This window comes from Flavobacterium erigeronis (assembly GCF_054075165.1).
This window is the reverse complement of the sequence record NZ_JBSKGP010000002.1, coordinates 467,080-483,297: the sequence shown is the minus strand read 5'-3', so window position 1 is coordinate 483,297 and position 16,218 is coordinate 467,080. Positions and strand designations below refer to the sequence as shown.

General features: G+C 34.5%; 17 protein-coding genes. 5 read left to right on the top strand and 12 right to left on the bottom strand.

The genetic code is table 11. The features are described 5' to 3' along the window. The first annotated feature begins 104 nt into the window (after nt 1-104). Nucleotides 105-647 carry a hypothetical protein gene (locus ACWA1F_RS06150; protein ID WP_456892474.1) on the top strand — a complete coding sequence of 181 codons (543 nt, stop codon included), beginning with the start codon at nt 105-107 and terminating at the stop codon, nt 645-647. Nucleotides 648-718: 71 nt separating this feature from the next. Here ACWA1F_RS06150 and ACWA1F_RS06145 read toward each other — a convergent pair whose 3' ends face one another. From ACWA1F_RS06145 to ACWA1F_RS06125, 5 genes are all read right to left on the bottom strand, one after another. Further along, nucleotides 719-1,366 (bottom strand): DUF5661 family protein, encoded by a 648-nt coding sequence (locus ACWA1F_RS06145; RefSeq protein WP_306157892.1) that lies wholly within the window; start codon nt 1,364-1,366, stop codon nt 719-721. Between the two features lie 93 nt (nt 1,367-1,459). Next, nucleotides 1,460-1,621 (bottom strand): DUF1328 domain-containing protein, encoded by a 162-nt coding sequence (locus ACWA1F_RS06140; RefSeq protein WP_012026284.1) that lies wholly within the window; start codon nt 1,619-1,621, stop codon nt 1,460-1,462. Between the two features lie 80 nt (nt 1,622-1,701). Continuing rightward, nucleotides 1,702-2,796 carry a DNA topoisomerase IB gene (locus ACWA1F_RS06135; RefSeq protein WP_456892471.1) on the bottom strand — a complete coding sequence of 365 codons (1,095 nt, stop codon included), beginning with the start codon at nt 2,794-2,796 and terminating at the stop codon, nt 1,702-1,704. A gap of 42 nt (nt 2,797-2,838) precedes the next feature. After that, the gene (locus ACWA1F_RS06130; protein WP_306157885.1) at nt 2,839-3,078 is read right to left on the bottom strand and encodes a DUF7218 family protein; all 240 of its coding nucleotides are present in this window, start codon (nt 3,076-3,078) and stop codon (nt 2,839-2,841) included. A 214-nt stretch (nt 3,079-3,292) separates the two neighbouring features. Then, nucleotides 3,293-4,144, bottom strand: a complete 852-nt coding sequence (locus ACWA1F_RS06125; RefSeq protein WP_456892469.1) for an XAC2610-related protein — start codon at nt 4,142-4,144, stop codon at nt 3,293-3,295. A gap of 154 nt (nt 4,145-4,298) precedes the next feature. On the opposite strand from ACWA1F_RS06125, the gene ACWA1F_RS06120 reads away from it, so the two are divergent. Continuing rightward, entirely contained in the window at nt 4,299-4,886 is a 588-nt protein-coding gene (locus ACWA1F_RS06120) for a DUF4142 domain-containing protein (protein WP_306157880.1), read from the top strand. Nucleotides 4,887-5,094: 208 nt separating this feature from the next. Here ACWA1F_RS06120 and ACWA1F_RS06115 read toward each other — a convergent pair whose 3' ends face one another. The 4 genes from ACWA1F_RS06115 to galA all read right to left on the bottom strand — a co-directional run bounded on the left by ACWA1F_RS06115 (nt 5,095) and on the right by galA (nt 10,924). Continuing rightward, nucleotides 5,095-6,147, bottom strand: coding sequence for an NAD(P)-dependent alcohol dehydrogenase (locus ACWA1F_RS06115; RefSeq protein ID WP_456892466.1), 1,053 nt, complete (start codon nt 6,145-6,147; stop codon nt 5,095-5,097). A gap of 254 nt (nt 6,148-6,401) precedes the next feature. After that, entirely contained in the window at nt 6,402-6,806 is a 405-nt protein-coding gene (locus tag ACWA1F_RS06110) for a cupin domain-containing protein (protein WP_456892464.1), read from the bottom strand. 306 nt (nt 6,807-7,112) lie between these two features. Beyond that, complete coding sequence (locus ACWA1F_RS06105) at nt 7,113-7,982, bottom strand: helix-turn-helix domain-containing protein (RefSeq protein WP_456892462.1); 870 nt, start codon at nt 7,980-7,982, stop codon at nt 7,113-7,115. A gap of 119 nt (nt 7,983-8,101) precedes the next feature. Then, nucleotides 8,102-10,924, bottom strand: coding sequence for a beta-galactosidase GalA (gene galA / locus ACWA1F_RS06100; RefSeq protein WP_456892460.1), 2,823 nt, complete (start codon nt 10,922-10,924; stop codon nt 8,102-8,104). A 211-nt stretch (nt 10,925-11,135) separates the two neighbouring features. On the opposite strand from galA, the gene ACWA1F_RS06095 reads away from it, so the two are divergent. Next, a complete protein-coding gene (locus ACWA1F_RS06095) occupies nt 11,136-11,516 on the top strand; it encodes a hypothetical protein (RefSeq protein ID WP_306157871.1) in 381 nt (126 codons plus the stop codon). Nucleotides 11,517-11,640: 124 nt separating this feature from the next. Here the strand turns inward: ACWA1F_RS06095 and ACWA1F_RS06090 are convergent, their stop codons facing one another. Continuing rightward, nucleotides 11,641-12,129, bottom strand: coding sequence for a TlpA family protein disulfide reductase (locus tag ACWA1F_RS06090; RefSeq protein WP_456892458.1), 489 nt, complete (start codon nt 12,127-12,129; stop codon nt 11,641-11,643). A gap of 283 nt (nt 12,130-12,412) precedes the next feature. On the opposite strand from ACWA1F_RS06090, the gene ACWA1F_RS06085 reads away from it, so the two are divergent. Continuing rightward, a complete protein-coding gene (locus ACWA1F_RS06085; RefSeq protein ID WP_091496855.1) occupies nt 12,413-12,715 on the top strand; it encodes an ArsR/SmtB family transcription factor in 303 nt (100 codons plus the stop codon). A gap of 7 nt (nt 12,716-12,722) precedes the next feature. Then, the gene (locus ACWA1F_RS06080) at nt 12,723-13,829 is read left to right on the top strand and encodes an NADH:flavin oxidoreductase (protein ID WP_456892455.1); all 1,107 of its coding nucleotides are present in this window, start codon (nt 12,723-12,725) and stop codon (nt 13,827-13,829) included. Nucleotides 13,830-14,000: 171 nt separating this feature from the next. Here the strand turns inward: ACWA1F_RS06080 and ACWA1F_RS06075 are convergent, their stop codons facing one another. Continuing rightward, nucleotides 14,001-15,152, bottom strand: coding sequence for an acyltransferase family protein (locus ACWA1F_RS06075; protein WP_456892453.1), 1,152 nt, complete (start codon nt 15,150-15,152; stop codon nt 14,001-14,003). A 258-nt stretch (nt 15,153-15,410) separates the two neighbouring features. Beyond that, the gene (locus ACWA1F_RS06070) at nt 15,411-16,058 is read right to left on the bottom strand and encodes a DUF1349 domain-containing protein (protein ID WP_456892451.1); all 648 of its coding nucleotides are present in this window, start codon (nt 16,056-16,058) and stop codon (nt 15,411-15,413) included. Between the last annotated feature and the right edge of the window lie 160 nt (nt 16,059-16,218).

Genomic DNA, 16,218 nt, shown 5'->3' with positions numbered 1-16,218 from the left:
TCTAAGCATCTGTTAATTATACAATTAGACTTTAAAATCTTATAAGCAATTCTTTTAAGTTCCTACTAGCTTTGTTAAGTATTAATCATTAAAAACTAGATGTCATGAATACTATAGATAAAAAAAATAGCTACAACGGAGATTTAAAAAATCATTTCTCAAACGACCGAAATATGAGTAAGGATCTTGATGAAGATATCAAACAACCTGATAACAATGCTAGTGAAATCGCGGAACGAGGCTATATGGTACGAAATGGCTATAATCCGAATAGACCCAACCCTGATCAGGAAGATTTTGTGAGTGATGATGATCTAGATGATCTAAATGACGATTTTCATACCGACAGAGATCTCGAAGACAACAATGATGATATTTATGAGGTCGAACTAGAAGATGAAAATTATACCGAAGAAAACGACGAGTTTGATAATCCATCAGATCTTAAAGAAGACGAATACGACTTTAATGAAACCGAAGATGTCCTAGAAGACATTGATGACGAGGATGAAGATGAAGATGACGATGACGATGATGATTATATCGAAGAGGATATAGATGAAGACGATAATGATTATATTGAAGATGATGTTCAGGAAGATAACGATGACGAAGAATATCCAGAAAATGATCCCCGCCGATTCTAATCTCATTTTAAAGAAAAGAAAAAACCGTCCCGATAAATCGGGACGGTTTTTTGAGTTTAAAATTTAACTACTTAATCTCCAATAATTTTCAGTACTGGAATATCGTCCATACGCGCCAGGCGTTCTGATAATCCCGCTCTGGCTTCGTTGAGTTCTTGTTCGGCTTTGCCTAATTCTTTATACCATTCTTCTTTTCCTTCAGATGAAGCCTCTATTTTTCGAACAATTTCATAAATTTCTCCCTCGGCTTCCATTACCTTCAGCCTTTTATAATAAGTCAAACTTTCTGTCATGTGGGCAAGCGCAATCATAGCCGTCAAAAACGGATGATTATTGGTCACATTCACCTCTTTTATTCTGCCGTGCTCCAATTCTACTTTTAAGGCAAAAGCAAATTCTTCCATATTAAAAGCTTCATGCTTGCTTTTCGGATCCAAATAGGCCTTAATCGCATGGACGTTATTCATTGTAGAAAGATCGACATCTGTGTGCTTTGGATCACTTAAATCTTTAAACACAACATTGGCAATTGCTCGGGCCTCTGCCGTTGTCGGGTCGTTTTTTGGATTTTCGAAATCACGAACCGACCAATCCCAATTTTCAGGATGCACAGGCTTTATGTATTTTTCACAAAAATCTGTCACATCGTTTTTCAAGCTTACCATTGCGTCTTCTCTTTTAATGTAAACATCTTGATAAGCACCGCTTTGTGTTCCCATGACTTGCTGTTTTTTTTTATTTATTAAAACCACAAAAACGACACATTTTAAATAATGTGCCGTTTTAAATTTCTTGTATATCTGCTACTGCTCTTATACTCTTGATCTTCCGCTGATTAAAGAAATAACGAAAAGAACTAAAAATATAAAGAATAAAATTTTAGCGATACTAGCTGCTCCAGCGGCAATTCCACCGAAACCAAATATTCCCGCCACTATGGCTAGAATAATAAAAGTGACTGTCCAACGTAACATAATAATAGTTTTTTAGTTAATAATGATTTTGTTTGTATTCAAACTTTAAAAGCTTTTGGAGAGAAGCTCAACTCTTATATTTAGGCGCATTCTTGCTCAAAATTGACCTCATAATTTTTAATCAGTTCTGAGAATGCGGTTTCTGTTTTTGTAAAATATTTTCTGTTGCTTCGGCTTTTTTTAACCGAATCAAAATATTTCTGGATGGAACCATCTTCATAAGTCGAAATCAATAGCGGATGAACGTAATAATCTTTGCAGACTTTTCTGGTGTTTCCGAGTGCTTCAGCGGTTAAATCAAAAGCTGTTATGATGTTGTTTTTGATTTCTTTTTCATTAGACGTAACTCCAATTTCCATTAAACTTTCAAAGAAAATAATCGAAGCGGCCCAAGTTCTGAAATCTTTCGCGCTGAAATATTCGCCCGAAATAGCATGTAGATATTCATTTACCGCATGACTGTCCAAAACCTTTCTTTCGCCGTTTTTATCGTAATATTTAAAAACTTCATAACCTGGAATCTCTTCACAACGGCTTACCAATTTGATCAATTTCTTGTTTCGAGTGGTAATAGTATGCTGTTTTCCTTTTTTACCAATAAATTCAAACCGAAGCGAATTTCTATTGATATTAATATGGCGTTTTCTTAAAGTCGAAAGTCCGTACGATTTGTTGTCTTTGGCATATTTCTCGTTTCCGATTCGAATATGCGTTTCTTCCATCAATCGAATAACCAAAGCAGTAACTTTTTCCTTTGACCATTCTTTCTGTTCCAAATCAATATCTACTTGTTTCCTGATGAATGGAAGTTTGGCTCCAAATTCGGCGATTTTATAAAACTTGGTTTGGTTTCGGATCAAATTCCATCTCGGATGATAACGATACTGCTTTCTATTTTTAAGATCTGTTCCCACAGCTTGCAAGTGTCCATTTGTAATATCAGTAATACGAACGTTTTCCCAAGCTGGCGGAAGAACTAAACTATTTATGCGTTTAATCTCATGTTTGCTTTTCACATTTCTTCCGTTTTTTTTATAAACGAAATTTTCTCCTTCGCGGCAGCGTACGATTGTCAATTGATGATCGTTAATATATTCTAAGTCTAGTTTTTCTATAACTAGCTGTGGCGCTTTAATTAGCTGATTCATCAAATTTTCTTTTCTCGCCGCATTCATGGTATTTGAATTTTTATCACAGAAATAGTTTTGCTTTTTGTTTTAATTATTTCGCAAAGACTTTATTAGGTCTTTTTTATTCATATAAGATCTTCCTTTTATGCCAACCTTACTGGCTTGTTTCAAAAGTTCTTCTTTTGTCCATTCGTCATAAGGCTTTGCTTTTCCGCCTTTTTCTCCTGCATTGGGTGTATTGGCAATACGCGCCGATTTCTCTTTGCTGTAGCCTTTTTTTACTAATGCTTCATACTGTTCTTCGTTTTTAATTCTTGGATCTGGCATGACTTTTATTTTTAGAATGTTTTGAAAAATCTCATAAGTCAAAGTTCACTAAAAAGTAAGGCGATTCTGTTATAGAATTTTGGTTTGAAATTTCAAATTTGTGGGATGGGAATTGTGAAAGTGATTTTGTAAAATATATTTAAGTTATGGAATGTTTGAAACAAAAAAAATCCCAACTCTTTTGGAGTTGGGATTTCGCTATCTCTTTATTTAATTAATCACATTTAATATTCTTATAGTCCTTTGTTTTATCATCATATTCCATACAAGTCTTTTTTATCAAAACCATTTTGTTATTGACCACTTTATATTCAGCTCTTTCGATGCTTCTGCCGGCGCAACATTGATTGTGCTCGTAGATTCTTTTGGTTTTACTATCAAATTCTAATGAAGTGCCAGTAAAACTGCTCTCAAAGTATTTTCCTGTTTTCGGATTGTATAGAAAATATATTCTAGAAGTATTTGGTCCCGCGTAACTGGATTCGAAAACAGAGAATTCTTCAAATCCATCAAAATTATAATCTCCTACATTGATATTGTATAACCCCCAAAGCTGGCATTGAATGTCAATTTTCTGGATTAATTTATCGGTCTTTTTCTCTATAATCTTAATTCCGCTTACATTTGAGTTTTCCGAAATAACAAGCTTAAAATATTTATCTTTAAAAGAAACTGGCTGTAAAATCTCTCTTTCTTTCGATTCTGAATTATCATTTACATCAAACTCTTTTTCTAAACTGATTTTAAGTTCTTTTCCTGAATTCAAATCTTTCCAGATTCCGTTTAGCTGATTGCTTTTGGCATCATAATTTACAAAAGTCAATTTTGCAGTTTCTTTATCGTTTTTGTCTTTTTCTGTGAATACCAAAGTTTTGCCTGCAAGCTTGGCATTTAAAACGATTGGAGTATCATAATTAGAATAAGCATAAATTGCAGATCCTTGTCCGTCAGAATAAATATCGCTTACAAATTCGATCTGATATTTATCTATGAAACCTTTATAAGTAATTTGGGCTGATAAAAAAGCTGTCGTTAAAAAAACTAGGAGTGTGATTTTTTGTTTCATGAATTAAATATTTCATTTTACTCAATTAATAATACAAACATACATTTCTAATTATTAATAGCATCCAAATCCTATAACAATCCATAAAAATCGTGTAATTTTTTCTTACAGGTTCTCAATAATTTTACATCATAACATTTAAACTATTAAAATCATGAAAAAGTTATTATTAGCCGGACAAGCCATTTTAGGAGCAGGACTTATTATCTTATCTCTTCAATCTTGTAAAAATGAAACCAAACAAGAAGATCCTAAAGAAGTTGCAGAAGATGCAAACGAAGCAAAATTCGATTCTATTGACAGCAAAGAAGATGATTCTGAATTTTTAGTAGATCAAGCTGAAATTAATTTAGCTGAAATCGAAATTGGTAAACTGGCCCAGACTAAAAGTACCAACGCTGAAGTGAAAAAATTTGGTAAAATGCTTGTTGATGAGCACACTAAATCGGCTTCTGAAGTTAGTGCTTTAGCAAAAGCAAAAAACTTTACTCTACCAACTACTCTAACGGAAGAAGGACAAGAGGAATACAATAAATTAAACGAAAAATCGGGTGTAGATTTTGACAAAAAATTTGCTGATATGATGATCGATGGTCACGAAAAAGCGATCAAAAAATTAGAAAAAGCCGCTAAAGATGCTAACGATCAAGAAGTAAGAACTTGGGCTTCTAATAATATTGCAGGTTTAACAGCACATTTGGAACACGCTAAAATGCTGAAACAAAACCTAGACAAAAAGTAAAATAAATTTAATTGGTTATTATTTATTTTTAAAGCAAGATTCTTAGGCTCTAAGATTCTATTGAGTATTTAAGAGCCTCAAATCTTTGCTATAAACCCCTCAAGAGTTGAATTGCTTGAGGGGTTTTGTTTTTTTTAAAAGTTGCAAAGTTGCAGAGTGACAAAGAGGCAAAGTTTTAATAGTTTAGAAACCTTTGTTACTTTGTCGCTTATTTCAACGAAGCCATATCAATCACAAATCGATACTTAACATCTCCTTTTAATAATCTTTCGTAGGCGTCGTTTACATCATTAACACCAATTACTTCTACATCTGATGTAATGTTGTGTTCTGCACAGAAATCCAGCATTTCTTGAGTTTCTGCGATTCCGCCAATTAGTGAACCTGAGAAACTTCTTCTTCCTAAAATCAAACTGAAAGAAGTTACAGGAAGCGGATCCATTGGAGCGCCAACTAAAGTAAGCGTTCCGTCTACTTTAAGTAAGTTTAGGTATGAATCGATATTGTGTTCAGCCGAAACGCAATCTAAAATAAAGTTTAGGCTTCTCGCATGCTGCGCCATTTGAGCTTCATCTGTAGATAAAACAACCTCATCTGCACCTAGACGTTTGGCATCTTCCGTTTTAGATAATGAAGTGGTAAAAACAACCACATGAGCACCCATAGCTTTCGCAATTTTGATTCCCATGTGTCCAAGTCCGCCAATTCCAACGATTCCGACTTTCTGACCAGGACCAACTTTCCAATGTTTTAACGGAGAATAAGTTGTAATTCCGGCACACAATAAAGGAGCAACAGCAGAAAGATCTAATTTATCTGAAATGTGCAGAACGAAGCTTTCATCAACCGTAATGCTTTGCGAGTAACCACCATACGTTTGTCCGCCTAAATGTTTGTCTGGCGAATTGAATGTTTGAATATTTCCTTCGTCGCAGAATTGCTCTAAATCGTTTTTGCAATGCTCGCATTCTCTGCAAGAGTCAACAAGGCAACCAACTCCCGCTAAATCGCCCACTTTAAATCCTTTTACGTGATCCCCTACTTTTGTAACGCGACCTACAATTTCGTGCCCTGGAACAATCGGATAAATAGTACCATGCCATTCATTTCGAGCCGAATGCAGATCTGAGTGACAAATTCCGCAATATAAAATTTCGATTTCAACGTCATGCGCTAAAACTTCTCTTCTTTTAATATCTAAAGTTTTTAATGGTGCTTCGGCAGCTTCTGTACCGAAGGCTTTTACGTTTTTTGTTTCCATTTTTTTATAGTTTGTTATTTTGTTTCAGGTTTCTGGTTTTTGCGAGACGCAGAATTTCACGCTCTCGATAGCTATCGGGATTACAGATTAAAGCTGATTGACACAGATTTTTCTTTTCGAAAGCTTAATTAGATCATAAAAATTTAATTATCAAATAATTACACTCATAAAGTTAAAAAAACTTTGCGTCTTAGGGACTTAGTGGCAAAAAATCTTCGCGACAAAAAACCTTAGCAACTTAGAACCTCAGTAGCTTAGTAGCTAAAAGAATAATACTCTTCGTCGGTCACTTTTTCTAACCAAGTTCCAGAGCCCTTATCAATTTCTGTTACGATTGTGATGTACGAATACGAACTTTCTGGAGTGGCTCCATACCAATGCTCAATACCTGGCAGAATCGTTAAAACCTGGCCTTTTTGCAATAGATTAATTTTTCCGCCTCTTTCTTGATAATAGCCTTCTCCCTGCGTTACAATAATGAGCTGAAGACTTGCATTACTGTGCCAGTTGGTTCTTGAGCAAGGCTCGAAAGAAACGTCTTTGATAGTAGTGTTTTCGGGGTGAATTTCACTAGTTTGTTTTTTATATGACACCTCACCTGTCATATAAGTGTTTGGAACTTTACCTTCTTCTGTTACGGCTGTGAATTGTGTCGACATAATTTCGTTGTTTTTCGGGTTAATAATTTGTTTGAATTTTATTGATACTTATTTCAGTAAAATAACCAACGTATTGAATCTCCTTTCGAATGAGAATTTATTTTAATTAATTCGTTAAAAATGTATATGTTAGGTTGTAATCAAAATTTAAAACTAAACGGTAAAGCTGACATCGCCTTATGAAGTGTTTATTTAGTCATTCGAAAACTGATACAAAGATTCGTTGTTATTTCAGGGCAAATGTAGCACAATACTACAATGCCGAAATAACAATATTCAAACAAAAAATTAAGAAATTGAAACAATTTACATTCGAAGCGATTTCGGAACCGTTCCTGTAAGCCTTTTAAAGTAATTATTAAAATAACTCGGATATTCAAATCCAAGCGAGTAGCCAATGTCTGAAATACTCCAATCGGTGTGCTGCAATAAAGCTTTGGCTTCGTTGATGACTCTTTCGGTAATATGAGCCGTCGTTGGTCTTCCGGTAACTTCTTTTACAGAACGATTTAAATGATTAACATGCACAGAAAGACTTTGCGCGTAATCTTGCGGCGTCTTTAATACTAAAGGCTGATCTTTAGTTTCTATTGGGAATTGCCTTTCTAATAATTCTAAAAACAAAGAAGTAATTCTCGAAGAAGCATTTTTATGTTTAAAGAAATTCTCTGAAGGCTGCATTTTCATTGATTCGTGAATAATCAGATTGACGTAACTGCGCATTAAGTCGTCTTTGAATGCATAATCGGTTTCGTATTCTTCAATCATTTTTTGAAATAAAGAATCGATAAACACCTTTTGTTCAGTATTTAAAGTAAATATTGGAGTTCCGCCTATTTTAAACAAAGGCGATTCGTGAAGTGTTTCTGATCGGTCTTTGGTTTTAAAAAATTCTTCCGTAAAAACGCAGGCATAACCTTCAAATTTTTCCGAAACCGTCTCCCAAGAATACGGAATAATCGGATTGCCAAAAAACAGAATCGTTCCGTCGGTTTCTATTCCGCGGTCAGCGTATTGTATAATGCTTTTGCTGGTATTGATGCAGATTTTATAAAAGTCTCTTCGGCTGTAAACAGGAACTTTACTGAAGTCTCCATTTATAGGATAAACTTTAAAACCCTTCATTTTTAAATCTGAAGTAAAATCGCAATTCTGCATATCGGTCTGATTATTCATTTTGCAAAGTTATGAAAATCAAACAATATTTTTTATTTAAACCATATAAGTCATATAAGATAATTTAAGTTGGTCTAAAATGAACTTATATGACTTATATGGTTTAATATTGCGGCAAACTACTTCACTACAATAGAACTGCTTTTTAAACCTTTCGCGGAAGCGCTTAAAACAACTTCTTTGGCATTTTCTTCTTTCTGAATAATGATTTGAGCGTAACCATTAAAAAGCTTTCTTTTCCAAGATTCTGCGGGCGTAATTACCTGAACAATTCCTGGATCTGTGTTCATTACGTCCCAGTCTTTTATTTTTTGTAATGGAGTTGCTGCGATGTGGATTGTATTTTTTCCTTTTTTTAGAATAGATGCATTCAAAATATATTTTTGAGCATCTTCTTTACTTGGTTCTACTTTATTTCCGTTAACAAAAACGACTGTCTCTACTCCTATCTTTTTATAAAAGAAACTTACAACATTTGAAATCGAATTATTCTTTAAATCAAATTCTCCTTTGTAAACATACGACGGAGCTTGTTTTTTATAATCGCGATCTTTAAAAGCTTCTGTCCATTCGTTTTCAGAATAATTCGGCAATTGCTGAGGCAAAGAAGCATTTGTTTCTTTTTGTTCTTTAAAATTAGTTATAGCAACCAAGCCTATGTCATCAATAAACTGATCACTTTCTAAAGAAGTTGGGTCGCCGTTTCCTACTCCTAAAATTTTTCCTCCTTTTATAGAAAACGTAATTTCATCATTTGCTGTAGGAACATGTAAATTATTCTTATCTGTAACTTCGACCGTTAAAACCGAAACATTTCCTTTCAATACATTTTCTTTATCTAAAGAAAGCTTAATATTTTCTGCTTTTCCAGTTGTTTTCTGAATGTCTGTCAAGACTTTTTTACCGTTTTTATAACCAATAGCTTCCAAAGTTCCTGCTTCATATTTTACTTTCCATTCTAAATGGCTATTTAATTGCATTTTCTTTTTTCCTAAACTCTTTTTGTTTAGAAAAAGTTCTACTTCATCGCAATTAGAATATGCCCAAACATCGATTTCCTGCCCTTCTTTTCCGCTCCAATTCCAATGGGGCAAAAGATGCAGAACAGGTTCTTTTCCCCACCACGATTTCAGATAAAAAACATTGTCTTTCGGGAAACCGCAAACATCCATCATTCCGAAATACGACGTTACAGATGGCCAGCCGTAAGGAGTTGGCTCTCCGCGATAATCAAAACCTGTCCAGATAAACATTCCTGCTAAATAAGGTCTTTCCGCATAAAATTTCCAGCCTTCTTCAATACTATAAAATGTCGGACGCGGTTTTTTATCGTAAGCACTTTGATAATGTTTGGCATCATCTGTAAAATAAATGCCACGAGTTGCAAAAGTCGAACCTTCTTCGGTTCCCATTCCTGGCTGATTCTTGAACTGATTTCTATGCGCATCAATATCTCCGTTTCCTAAATAATTATAGCCCATAATTTCAACTATAGAAGAAATTCCGCTTTTAAATCCGCTGCTGATTCCTACTGTAACAGGCCTTGTCGGATCAATGCTTTTAGCAAAATCCTGCATGACGTTGGTAATTCTTTCACCAGTAATGCCACCTTCAATCTGCCATTCTTCGTTACCTACCGACCAGCAGAAAATACTCGGATGATTGCGATCGCGTTCCATCATTTGCTGCAAATCATTTAAATGATATTCGTTAATCCCCATTAAACGGGTTTCATCAATAACCAGCATTCCCAATTTGTCGCAAGCTTCTAACAATTCTGGAGTTGGAGGATGATGCGAACAGCGATAGGCATTCGATCCCATTTCTTTCAGTTTTTTAATTCTATAATATTGAAGTTCGTCTGGCAAAGCCGTTCCAATTCCCGCATGATCCTGATGGTTATTAGTTCCTTTTAATTTTACTGGTTTTCCGTTAAGGAAAAAGCCATTTTCTGGATCAAATTTTATAGTTCTAATTCCGAATGAAGTTTTATACTCGTCAATAACCTTTCCTTCACTTTTTATTTCTGTAACTAACTGATATAAATTCGGCGAATCAATATCCCACAAAAGCGGATTTTTGACATTTAATTTTGATGAGTACGAATTTGTTCTATAAAATTCAGGAGCCGAAACATTTTCAGAATTTACTGTTACTTCTTTTCCAGAAGCATCTAAAATGGTTTGTTTTATTTCAACATTTCCTTTAAAACGACCTTTATTTTCCAGTTTTACTTCTGCAGTAATTAAAGCATTATCATTATTGATTTCTGAAGTTATATAAGTTCCGTTTTGAGCTACATGAATAGGATTCGTCTTCTGCAAATAAACATGTCTGTAAATCCCCGCACCTTCATAAAACCAACCTTCTTCCATCGAAGCATCTACGCGAACTACAATCGTGTTTTCGCCTCCATAATTAACGTAAGCTGTTACATCGTATTCAAATCCGTTGTAGCCACTTTCATGCGTTCCTAAATAAAATCCGTTAAAAAAGACTTTTGAATTTCTGAAAACGCCATCGAACTTTAAAGAAATAATACGCCCTAAATCCTCATTCGGAATCGTTATTTTTTTTCTGTACCAGCCGATACTTTTTTCTGGATAGTTCTTTCCTGCTGCTTTAAATCCATGACTGAAACTCGCGCTTTCGCTAAAAGGCTGTTCGACCGCCCAATCGTGCGGCAGATCTAACTTTCTCCAAGCTCGGTCGTCAAAGTCTTTTGCAGCTGGTCCGTCGCCGAATCCAGTTTTGGTTAAATACGAAAAATAGCCTTCTGCATGACCGAAATCTTTTTTGGTATCATATAAATGCCCGAATGAAAACCGCCAGTCTTTATCAATTAAAATAAGTTCTCTTGCCGATTTATTTTGAGCCAATAAATGGAATGAACAAAAGAATAAAAAGCAAAGAAATGTTTTTTGAGTAAGGGCGGTTTTCATAGTAGGATTGTTAGTAAAATCAGATAGCGATAAAAATAAGGCTTTTAGAGAACAAACATTAATAGTATTTTATCAAAATGTGATAACTCATTCATAACAAATGCTTCTAGAAGGGGTTTTAAAATTTAGAATGAATCTAATGGCTTTAGATTTAAAAATGATTTTCTTTTGATGTAATTTTATATTTAAATCATAAAAAAGCAATTACAGTATGAGTACTATTATTAACGAAAATAGACTCCAAACGACTTTTAAAAACCTCGATCATAAGATTAGCAAGCTTAATGATCAGAAGATTACTGCTTTTTTTGAATCTTTAGGATTATTAGAAAGAAAAGATGTTCCGAAAGACTTTTTGAATTGGGAAAACATATTAATCGTTGTTCCAAATCGACATGTGTCTCACGAACTGAAATACTATAAATATACGATTTCGAGAATTTCATTTCTTACGAATCCTTACGCAGATCAGATTCATATTTTTGATCTCAAAGATTGGAAAAATGCATCAGGAACCAAAACGCAGTTTCAGATTAGAGAAATGCTGAAAACTAGTTTTGGAGGTGTAAAGAAAGTTATTAAGGAGTCTTAATGTAAAATCCCAAAACTTAAAATTCCAAATTCCAATTGGGAAGATAGTTTAACCATATAAGCAATATAAGATAATTTAAGTTTGGCTTAAAATGTACTTATATTGCTTATATGGTTTAATTAAATTACTGCAACAAGCTGTTTATCTTATCCTCTAAGGCTTGTCCGTGAATGTTTTTCGCTATTATGATTCCGTTTTTGTCTACTAGGAAATTTAATGGAACAGATTGCAACATATAATCTCCAACGACTGGCGAAGTCCAGTATTTTAAATCGCTTACGTTTGTCCACGGTAATTTTCCTTTTGCGATGGCTCCTGTCCACAATGGCTTTTTGGTATCCATAGAAACGCCGTAGATCGATAATTTATCTGGATAAGCATTGTGCAGTTTTACTAATAACGGCTGTTCTTTTATGCAAGGTCCGCACCAAGAAGCCCAAAAGTCAACTAAAACCAAAGAACCTCTTAAAGAAGAAAGCGCTATTTTTTCTCCTTTTGTGTCTGGAAGATCGATTTCTGGAGCGATGTCGCCAATGTCTGTTCCTACTACTTGTGCATTCGAACTAGTAATTACACAGCATAAAAATGCCGCAATAAGTAAAGTTTTTTTCATTATTAAGTTTATTTAGATTGTGGGACGAATTTCTCGCAAAGTCGCAAAGACGCTAAGTTTTTTTCTTAACCATATAAGTCATATAAGTTCATTTTAGGTAAAACTTAAATAGCTTATATGACTTATATGGTTTAATTCTCTCTGCGACTTTGCGAGATTAATTCTCATAGCAAATATAAAATTTCTTTGTTTTTAATGCTAAATTAATCTTTCACAATCATAAAATTATCACAAAAGCATATCGGGAAATTGTCATATCGGGAAAAGTCGATATATTTGCAGCATGGAAACGATAGAAATTTTTAAAGCACTTTCGAACAAATCCAGATTACAAATGCTGGAATGGTTAAAAGAACCCGAAATTAACTTTCCGGGACAGCTTGAACATGCTGGTTTTGAGCATGGTGTCTGCGTTGGGCAGATTCAGGCTAAGGCTGGTTTAACACAATCGACAGTATCCGAATACCTGTCTATTTTACAACGCGCTGGTTTTATTGAAGCCAAACGTGTTGGACAATGGACTTATTATAAACGTAACGAAGGTGCCTTTGAAGCACTTAGTAAATTAATTCAATCTAATTTGTAAAATTACTATGAGTACAAACAACCTATTTTCTGGATTTAACTTAAAATCGTTAAATCTGAAAAACCGAATCGTAATGGCGCCAATGACGCGCTCTTTTTCTCCAAACGGAGTTCCGACTGACGACGTAGCGGCTTACTACCAAAAAAGAGCTGAAGGTGAAGTTGGTTTAATTTTATCTGAAGGAACTGTTATCGACAGAAAATCTTCTTCTAACGATGCTAATGTTCCGCATTTTCATGGTGAATTAGCTTTAAACGGATGGAAAAAAGTTATTGACGAAGTTCACGCTGCGGGCGGAAAAATGGGACCGCAGATCTGGCATATGGGAATTATGGACAACCATCATTCTGGATGGGTTCCGCCAGTTCCATTTGAAGGTCCGTCTGGATTAAACCGTCCAGATTTTAGAAACGGAGTTTCTATGACCGAAAAAGATATTGAAGATACTATTCTAGCTTTTGGTAAAGCTGCGGCCGATGCTAAAAGATTAGGTTTTGACACGGTCGAAATTCACGGTGCGCACGGTTATTTAATTGATCAATTCTTTAGAGCTGAAACGAATCTTCGTGAAGATATTTATGGCGGAAAAACATTGCCTGAGCGTAATCGTTTTGCTATTGAAGTTATCAAAGAAGTGAGAAAACAAGTGGGAAATGATTTTGCAGTTATCATGCGTTTTTCTCAATTTAAACCTTCTGACTATAATTATAAACTGGCTAAAAATCCACAGGAATTAGAAGCTTGGCTTACTCCTCTTGTTGATGCTGGAGTTGACATTATTCACGCTTCACAACGTCGTTTTTGGGAACCAGAATTTGAAGATTCAGATTTAAACTTTGCAGGATGGGCTAAAAAAGTAACTGGAGCGCCAACTATTACGGTTGGTTCTGTTGGACTTTCAAGCGATTTCTTTGGTGCTTTTGCTGGAGAAAGTTCTGAGCCAACTTCGTTGGAAGAATTAAACAGACGTTTCGACAGAGGCGATTTTGATTTGGTTGCTGTTGGAAGACCGCTTTTATCAGATCCGAATTGGGTTGCTAAAATTAAAGCTGGAAAAACAGATGAATTGAAAGGTTTCAGTAAAGAAGCTTTAGGGCAATTGGTTTTAGAGTAAGGGACAAAGTTGCAGAGATACAAAGTGGCAAAGTTTTTTTACTTTGCAACTCTGTATCTTTGTCACATAAAAAAGAAAGGGATAAACTTAACTGTTTATCCCTTTTGAATATCTATAATTTTCAAAGGTCGAAAGTTACAAAGCCTTATTCTCTGTTTCTTTGTCTCTTTGTTACTTTGTCACTTCCCCAACAACTTGTCTTGTTTGAAACTTTTTCACAAGCCAGCTTCTAACTGGTTCGTCGTATAATTTTAAGCATACAAAAGCGAGTACGATGCTTACAATCAAAACTCCGATTCCTTCCAAGTATCCATTTGCCATAGTCACTTTATTGTCTACAACCCAAGCGGTAAACCAATATATTAACGGATAATGTGTGATATAAATTGGATACGAAATATCTCCTAAAAGTTTACAGATTTTAAGCGAAAACTCATTTTTAATCTCTCCTCCTGCTCCAATTGCAACGATAAGAGGAAAAATGAAAATAATAGCAATTGATTCGTATAAACCATTCATCCAAAGACTATTTTCATCTCCAAATCTTGGTACGGCTAAAACAATTGTTATTAGAATACTGCAGATCCAAAAAGCATTTTTCACATGAATTAATTTTCCTAAACGGCACAATAAAACTCCAGCAAAAAACGGATACAATAGACGCGTAAAACCGACATTCAGTTGCTCTAAATTTAATGACCATCCGCCGATTACGTCTCCTTTTGGTCCGAAAACGGTATAATTAATTAATAGTCCGGCAAATATTAGTACAAAAACCGATAGTACTTTATTCGAAAATTTACGGAAGATTAAGGCGTACAAAATGTTTGCAATATATTCGAAGAAAAGTGACCATGCTGGACCATTTAAAGGATGCATTTCGCCCCAGCCCCTAATTTCTAAAGAAGGCGGAATTGGCAATAACGTAAATCCGATTACCATGGTTAAAATTACTTTCCAGACTTCCATTCCTCCAATCATTGGGAACAAGATATCTGAAGCTTGAAAATAATAAAATATAGCGCCAATGATCATTCCCATAATCACCATGGGCTGAAGACGGATTAATCGGCGTTTGTAAAACTCCCACTGCCCCATTTTTCCCCAGCGATCGTCGTAGGCATACGCCACAACAAATCCAGATAAAAGAAAAAAGAAATCGACAGCAAGATATCCGTGGTTTATAATTTGCACAAAACGATTTCCGCCTGCAAAAGCTTCAAAAATATGAAATGCGACTACTAAAATCGCTGCAACACCACGCAGTCCGTCCAGAATTTCGTAATGTTTTTTTGGTTTAATATCAGATGAAATTGAACTCATTTATGTTTGGTTAAGTTAAGTTAGTTGTAGATTTTAGATTTTAGATTTTAGATTTTAGATTTTAGATTTTAGATTTTAGATTTTAGATTTTAGATTTTAGATTTTAGATTTTAGATTTTAGATTTTAGATTTTAGATTTTAGATTTTAGATTTTTCCAAAAAAATCGCTACGCTCTTTTTTTTGGAATTTGGAATTTAAAAAATTGGAATTTTTATTACTAGTTTCAATCTAAAATCTAAAATCAGAAATCTAAAATTCTATTGGTGATTCTTCAGCCATTCTGCTCTTCTCTGGTCTGGCAAATGTTTTACAGTGAAGTTTTCAAATTTGGCTTCAAAGCCTTTTCCATCAGGAGAAGCAGCCATTAAACCAATCATAACTGGTGCGTTATCTTGCAAAGGCGCGTTTCTGGTCATGATGTAGTTTTTGTCGTCAAAAGAATAGAAAATTTCGACGGCATCTAATCTTCTTACGGCCTTAATCCAAATAAAAGGAGGCACTTTTTCTAAAGTTGTAACACTCCAATCACTTTTATTGTGTGTTACAACGGTGCTAACGTTAAATTTTCCGTCAACAAATTCTACTCCAGTTTTAATATAGTTCTTCTCATCAATACGAATCATCAAACCCATTTGGTCAAAACGAGCGATGTAGTTTCCTGTCAATTTTACTTTTGCCTCAAACTCTCCTCCATAATTGGCGTAGTAAAACGGAGCATCGTCTACTGTGAATCCGTAATGCGAAATTCTCCAATAATCGCTGTTTGCTGTAACATTCATGATTAATGCATTGTTTTTAATTTCCCATTTTTCAGGTTCGTTAAACCATTGCATTTTACTCAAAGTTTGTGCAGAAAGGTTTTGTGCTAAAAAAAGCAACATTATACCAAGTACATTTTTTTTCATATAATTTAAATTTTACAATAATTTTTGAACCATTAAGCGATTAAGAAAATTAAGTTGGAACTAAATAAATCTTTTTTAGCCTGTTAAGTTTCATTAAGCTCGAAACTTAAATATCCAAAAATCTTTTTACACGCAAACCTTAATTTTCTTAATATCTTAA

Coding starts and splice junctions, on each gene's coding strand:
- ACWA1F_RS06150 (WP_456892474.1), top strand. CDS start 105: ATGAATACTATAGATAAAAAAAATAGCTACAACGGAGATTTAAAAAAT.
- ACWA1F_RS06145 (WP_306157892.1), bottom strand. CDS start 1,366: ATGGGAACACAAAGCGGTGCTTATCAAGATGTTTACATTAAAAGAGAA.
- ACWA1F_RS06140 (WP_012026284.1), bottom strand. CDS start 1,621: ATGTTACGTTGGACAGTCACTTTTATTATTCTAGCCATAGTGGCGGGA.
- ACWA1F_RS06135 (WP_456892471.1), bottom strand. CDS start 2,796: ATGAATGCGGCGAGAAAAGAAAATTTGATGAATCAGCTAATTAAAGCG.
- ACWA1F_RS06130 (WP_306157885.1), bottom strand. CDS start 3,078: ATGCCAGATCCAAGAATTAAAAACGAAGAACAGTATGAAGCATTAGTA.
- ACWA1F_RS06125 (WP_456892469.1), bottom strand. CDS start 4,144: ATGAAACAAAAAATCACACTCCTAGTTTTTTTAACGACAGCTTTTTTA.
- ACWA1F_RS06120 (WP_306157880.1), top strand. CDS start 4,299: ATGAAAAAGTTATTATTAGCCGGACAAGCCATTTTAGGAGCAGGACTT.
- ACWA1F_RS06115 (WP_456892466.1), bottom strand. CDS start 6,147: ATGGAAACAAAAAACGTAAAAGCCTTCGGTACAGAAGCTGCCGAAGCA.
- ACWA1F_RS06110 (WP_456892464.1), bottom strand. CDS start 6,806: ATGTCGACACAATTCACAGCCGTAACAGAAGAAGGTAAAGTTCCAAAC.
- ACWA1F_RS06105 (WP_456892462.1), bottom strand. CDS start 7,982: ATGAATAATCAGACCGATATGCAGAATTGCGATTTTACTTCAGATTTA.
- galA (WP_456892460.1), bottom strand. CDS start 10,924: ATGAAAACCGCCCTTACTCAAAAAACATTTCTTTGCTTTTTATTCTTT.
- ACWA1F_RS06095 (WP_306157871.1), top strand. CDS start 11,136: ATGAGTACTATTATTAACGAAAATAGACTCCAAACGACTTTTAAAAAC.
- ACWA1F_RS06090 (WP_456892458.1), bottom strand. CDS start 12,129: ATGAAAAAAACTTTACTTATTGCGGCATTTTTATGCTGTGTAATTACT.
- ACWA1F_RS06085 (WP_091496855.1), top strand. CDS start 12,413: ATGGAAACGATAGAAATTTTTAAAGCACTTTCGAACAAATCCAGATTA.
- ACWA1F_RS06080 (WP_456892455.1), top strand. CDS start 12,723: ATGAGTACAAACAACCTATTTTCTGGATTTAACTTAAAATCGTTAAAT.
- ACWA1F_RS06075 (WP_456892453.1), bottom strand. CDS start 15,152: ATGAGTTCAATTTCATCTGATATTAAACCAAAAAAACATTACGAAATT.
- ACWA1F_RS06070 (WP_456892451.1), bottom strand. CDS start 16,058: ATGAAAAAAAATGTACTTGGTATAATGTTGCTTTTTTTAGCACAAAAC.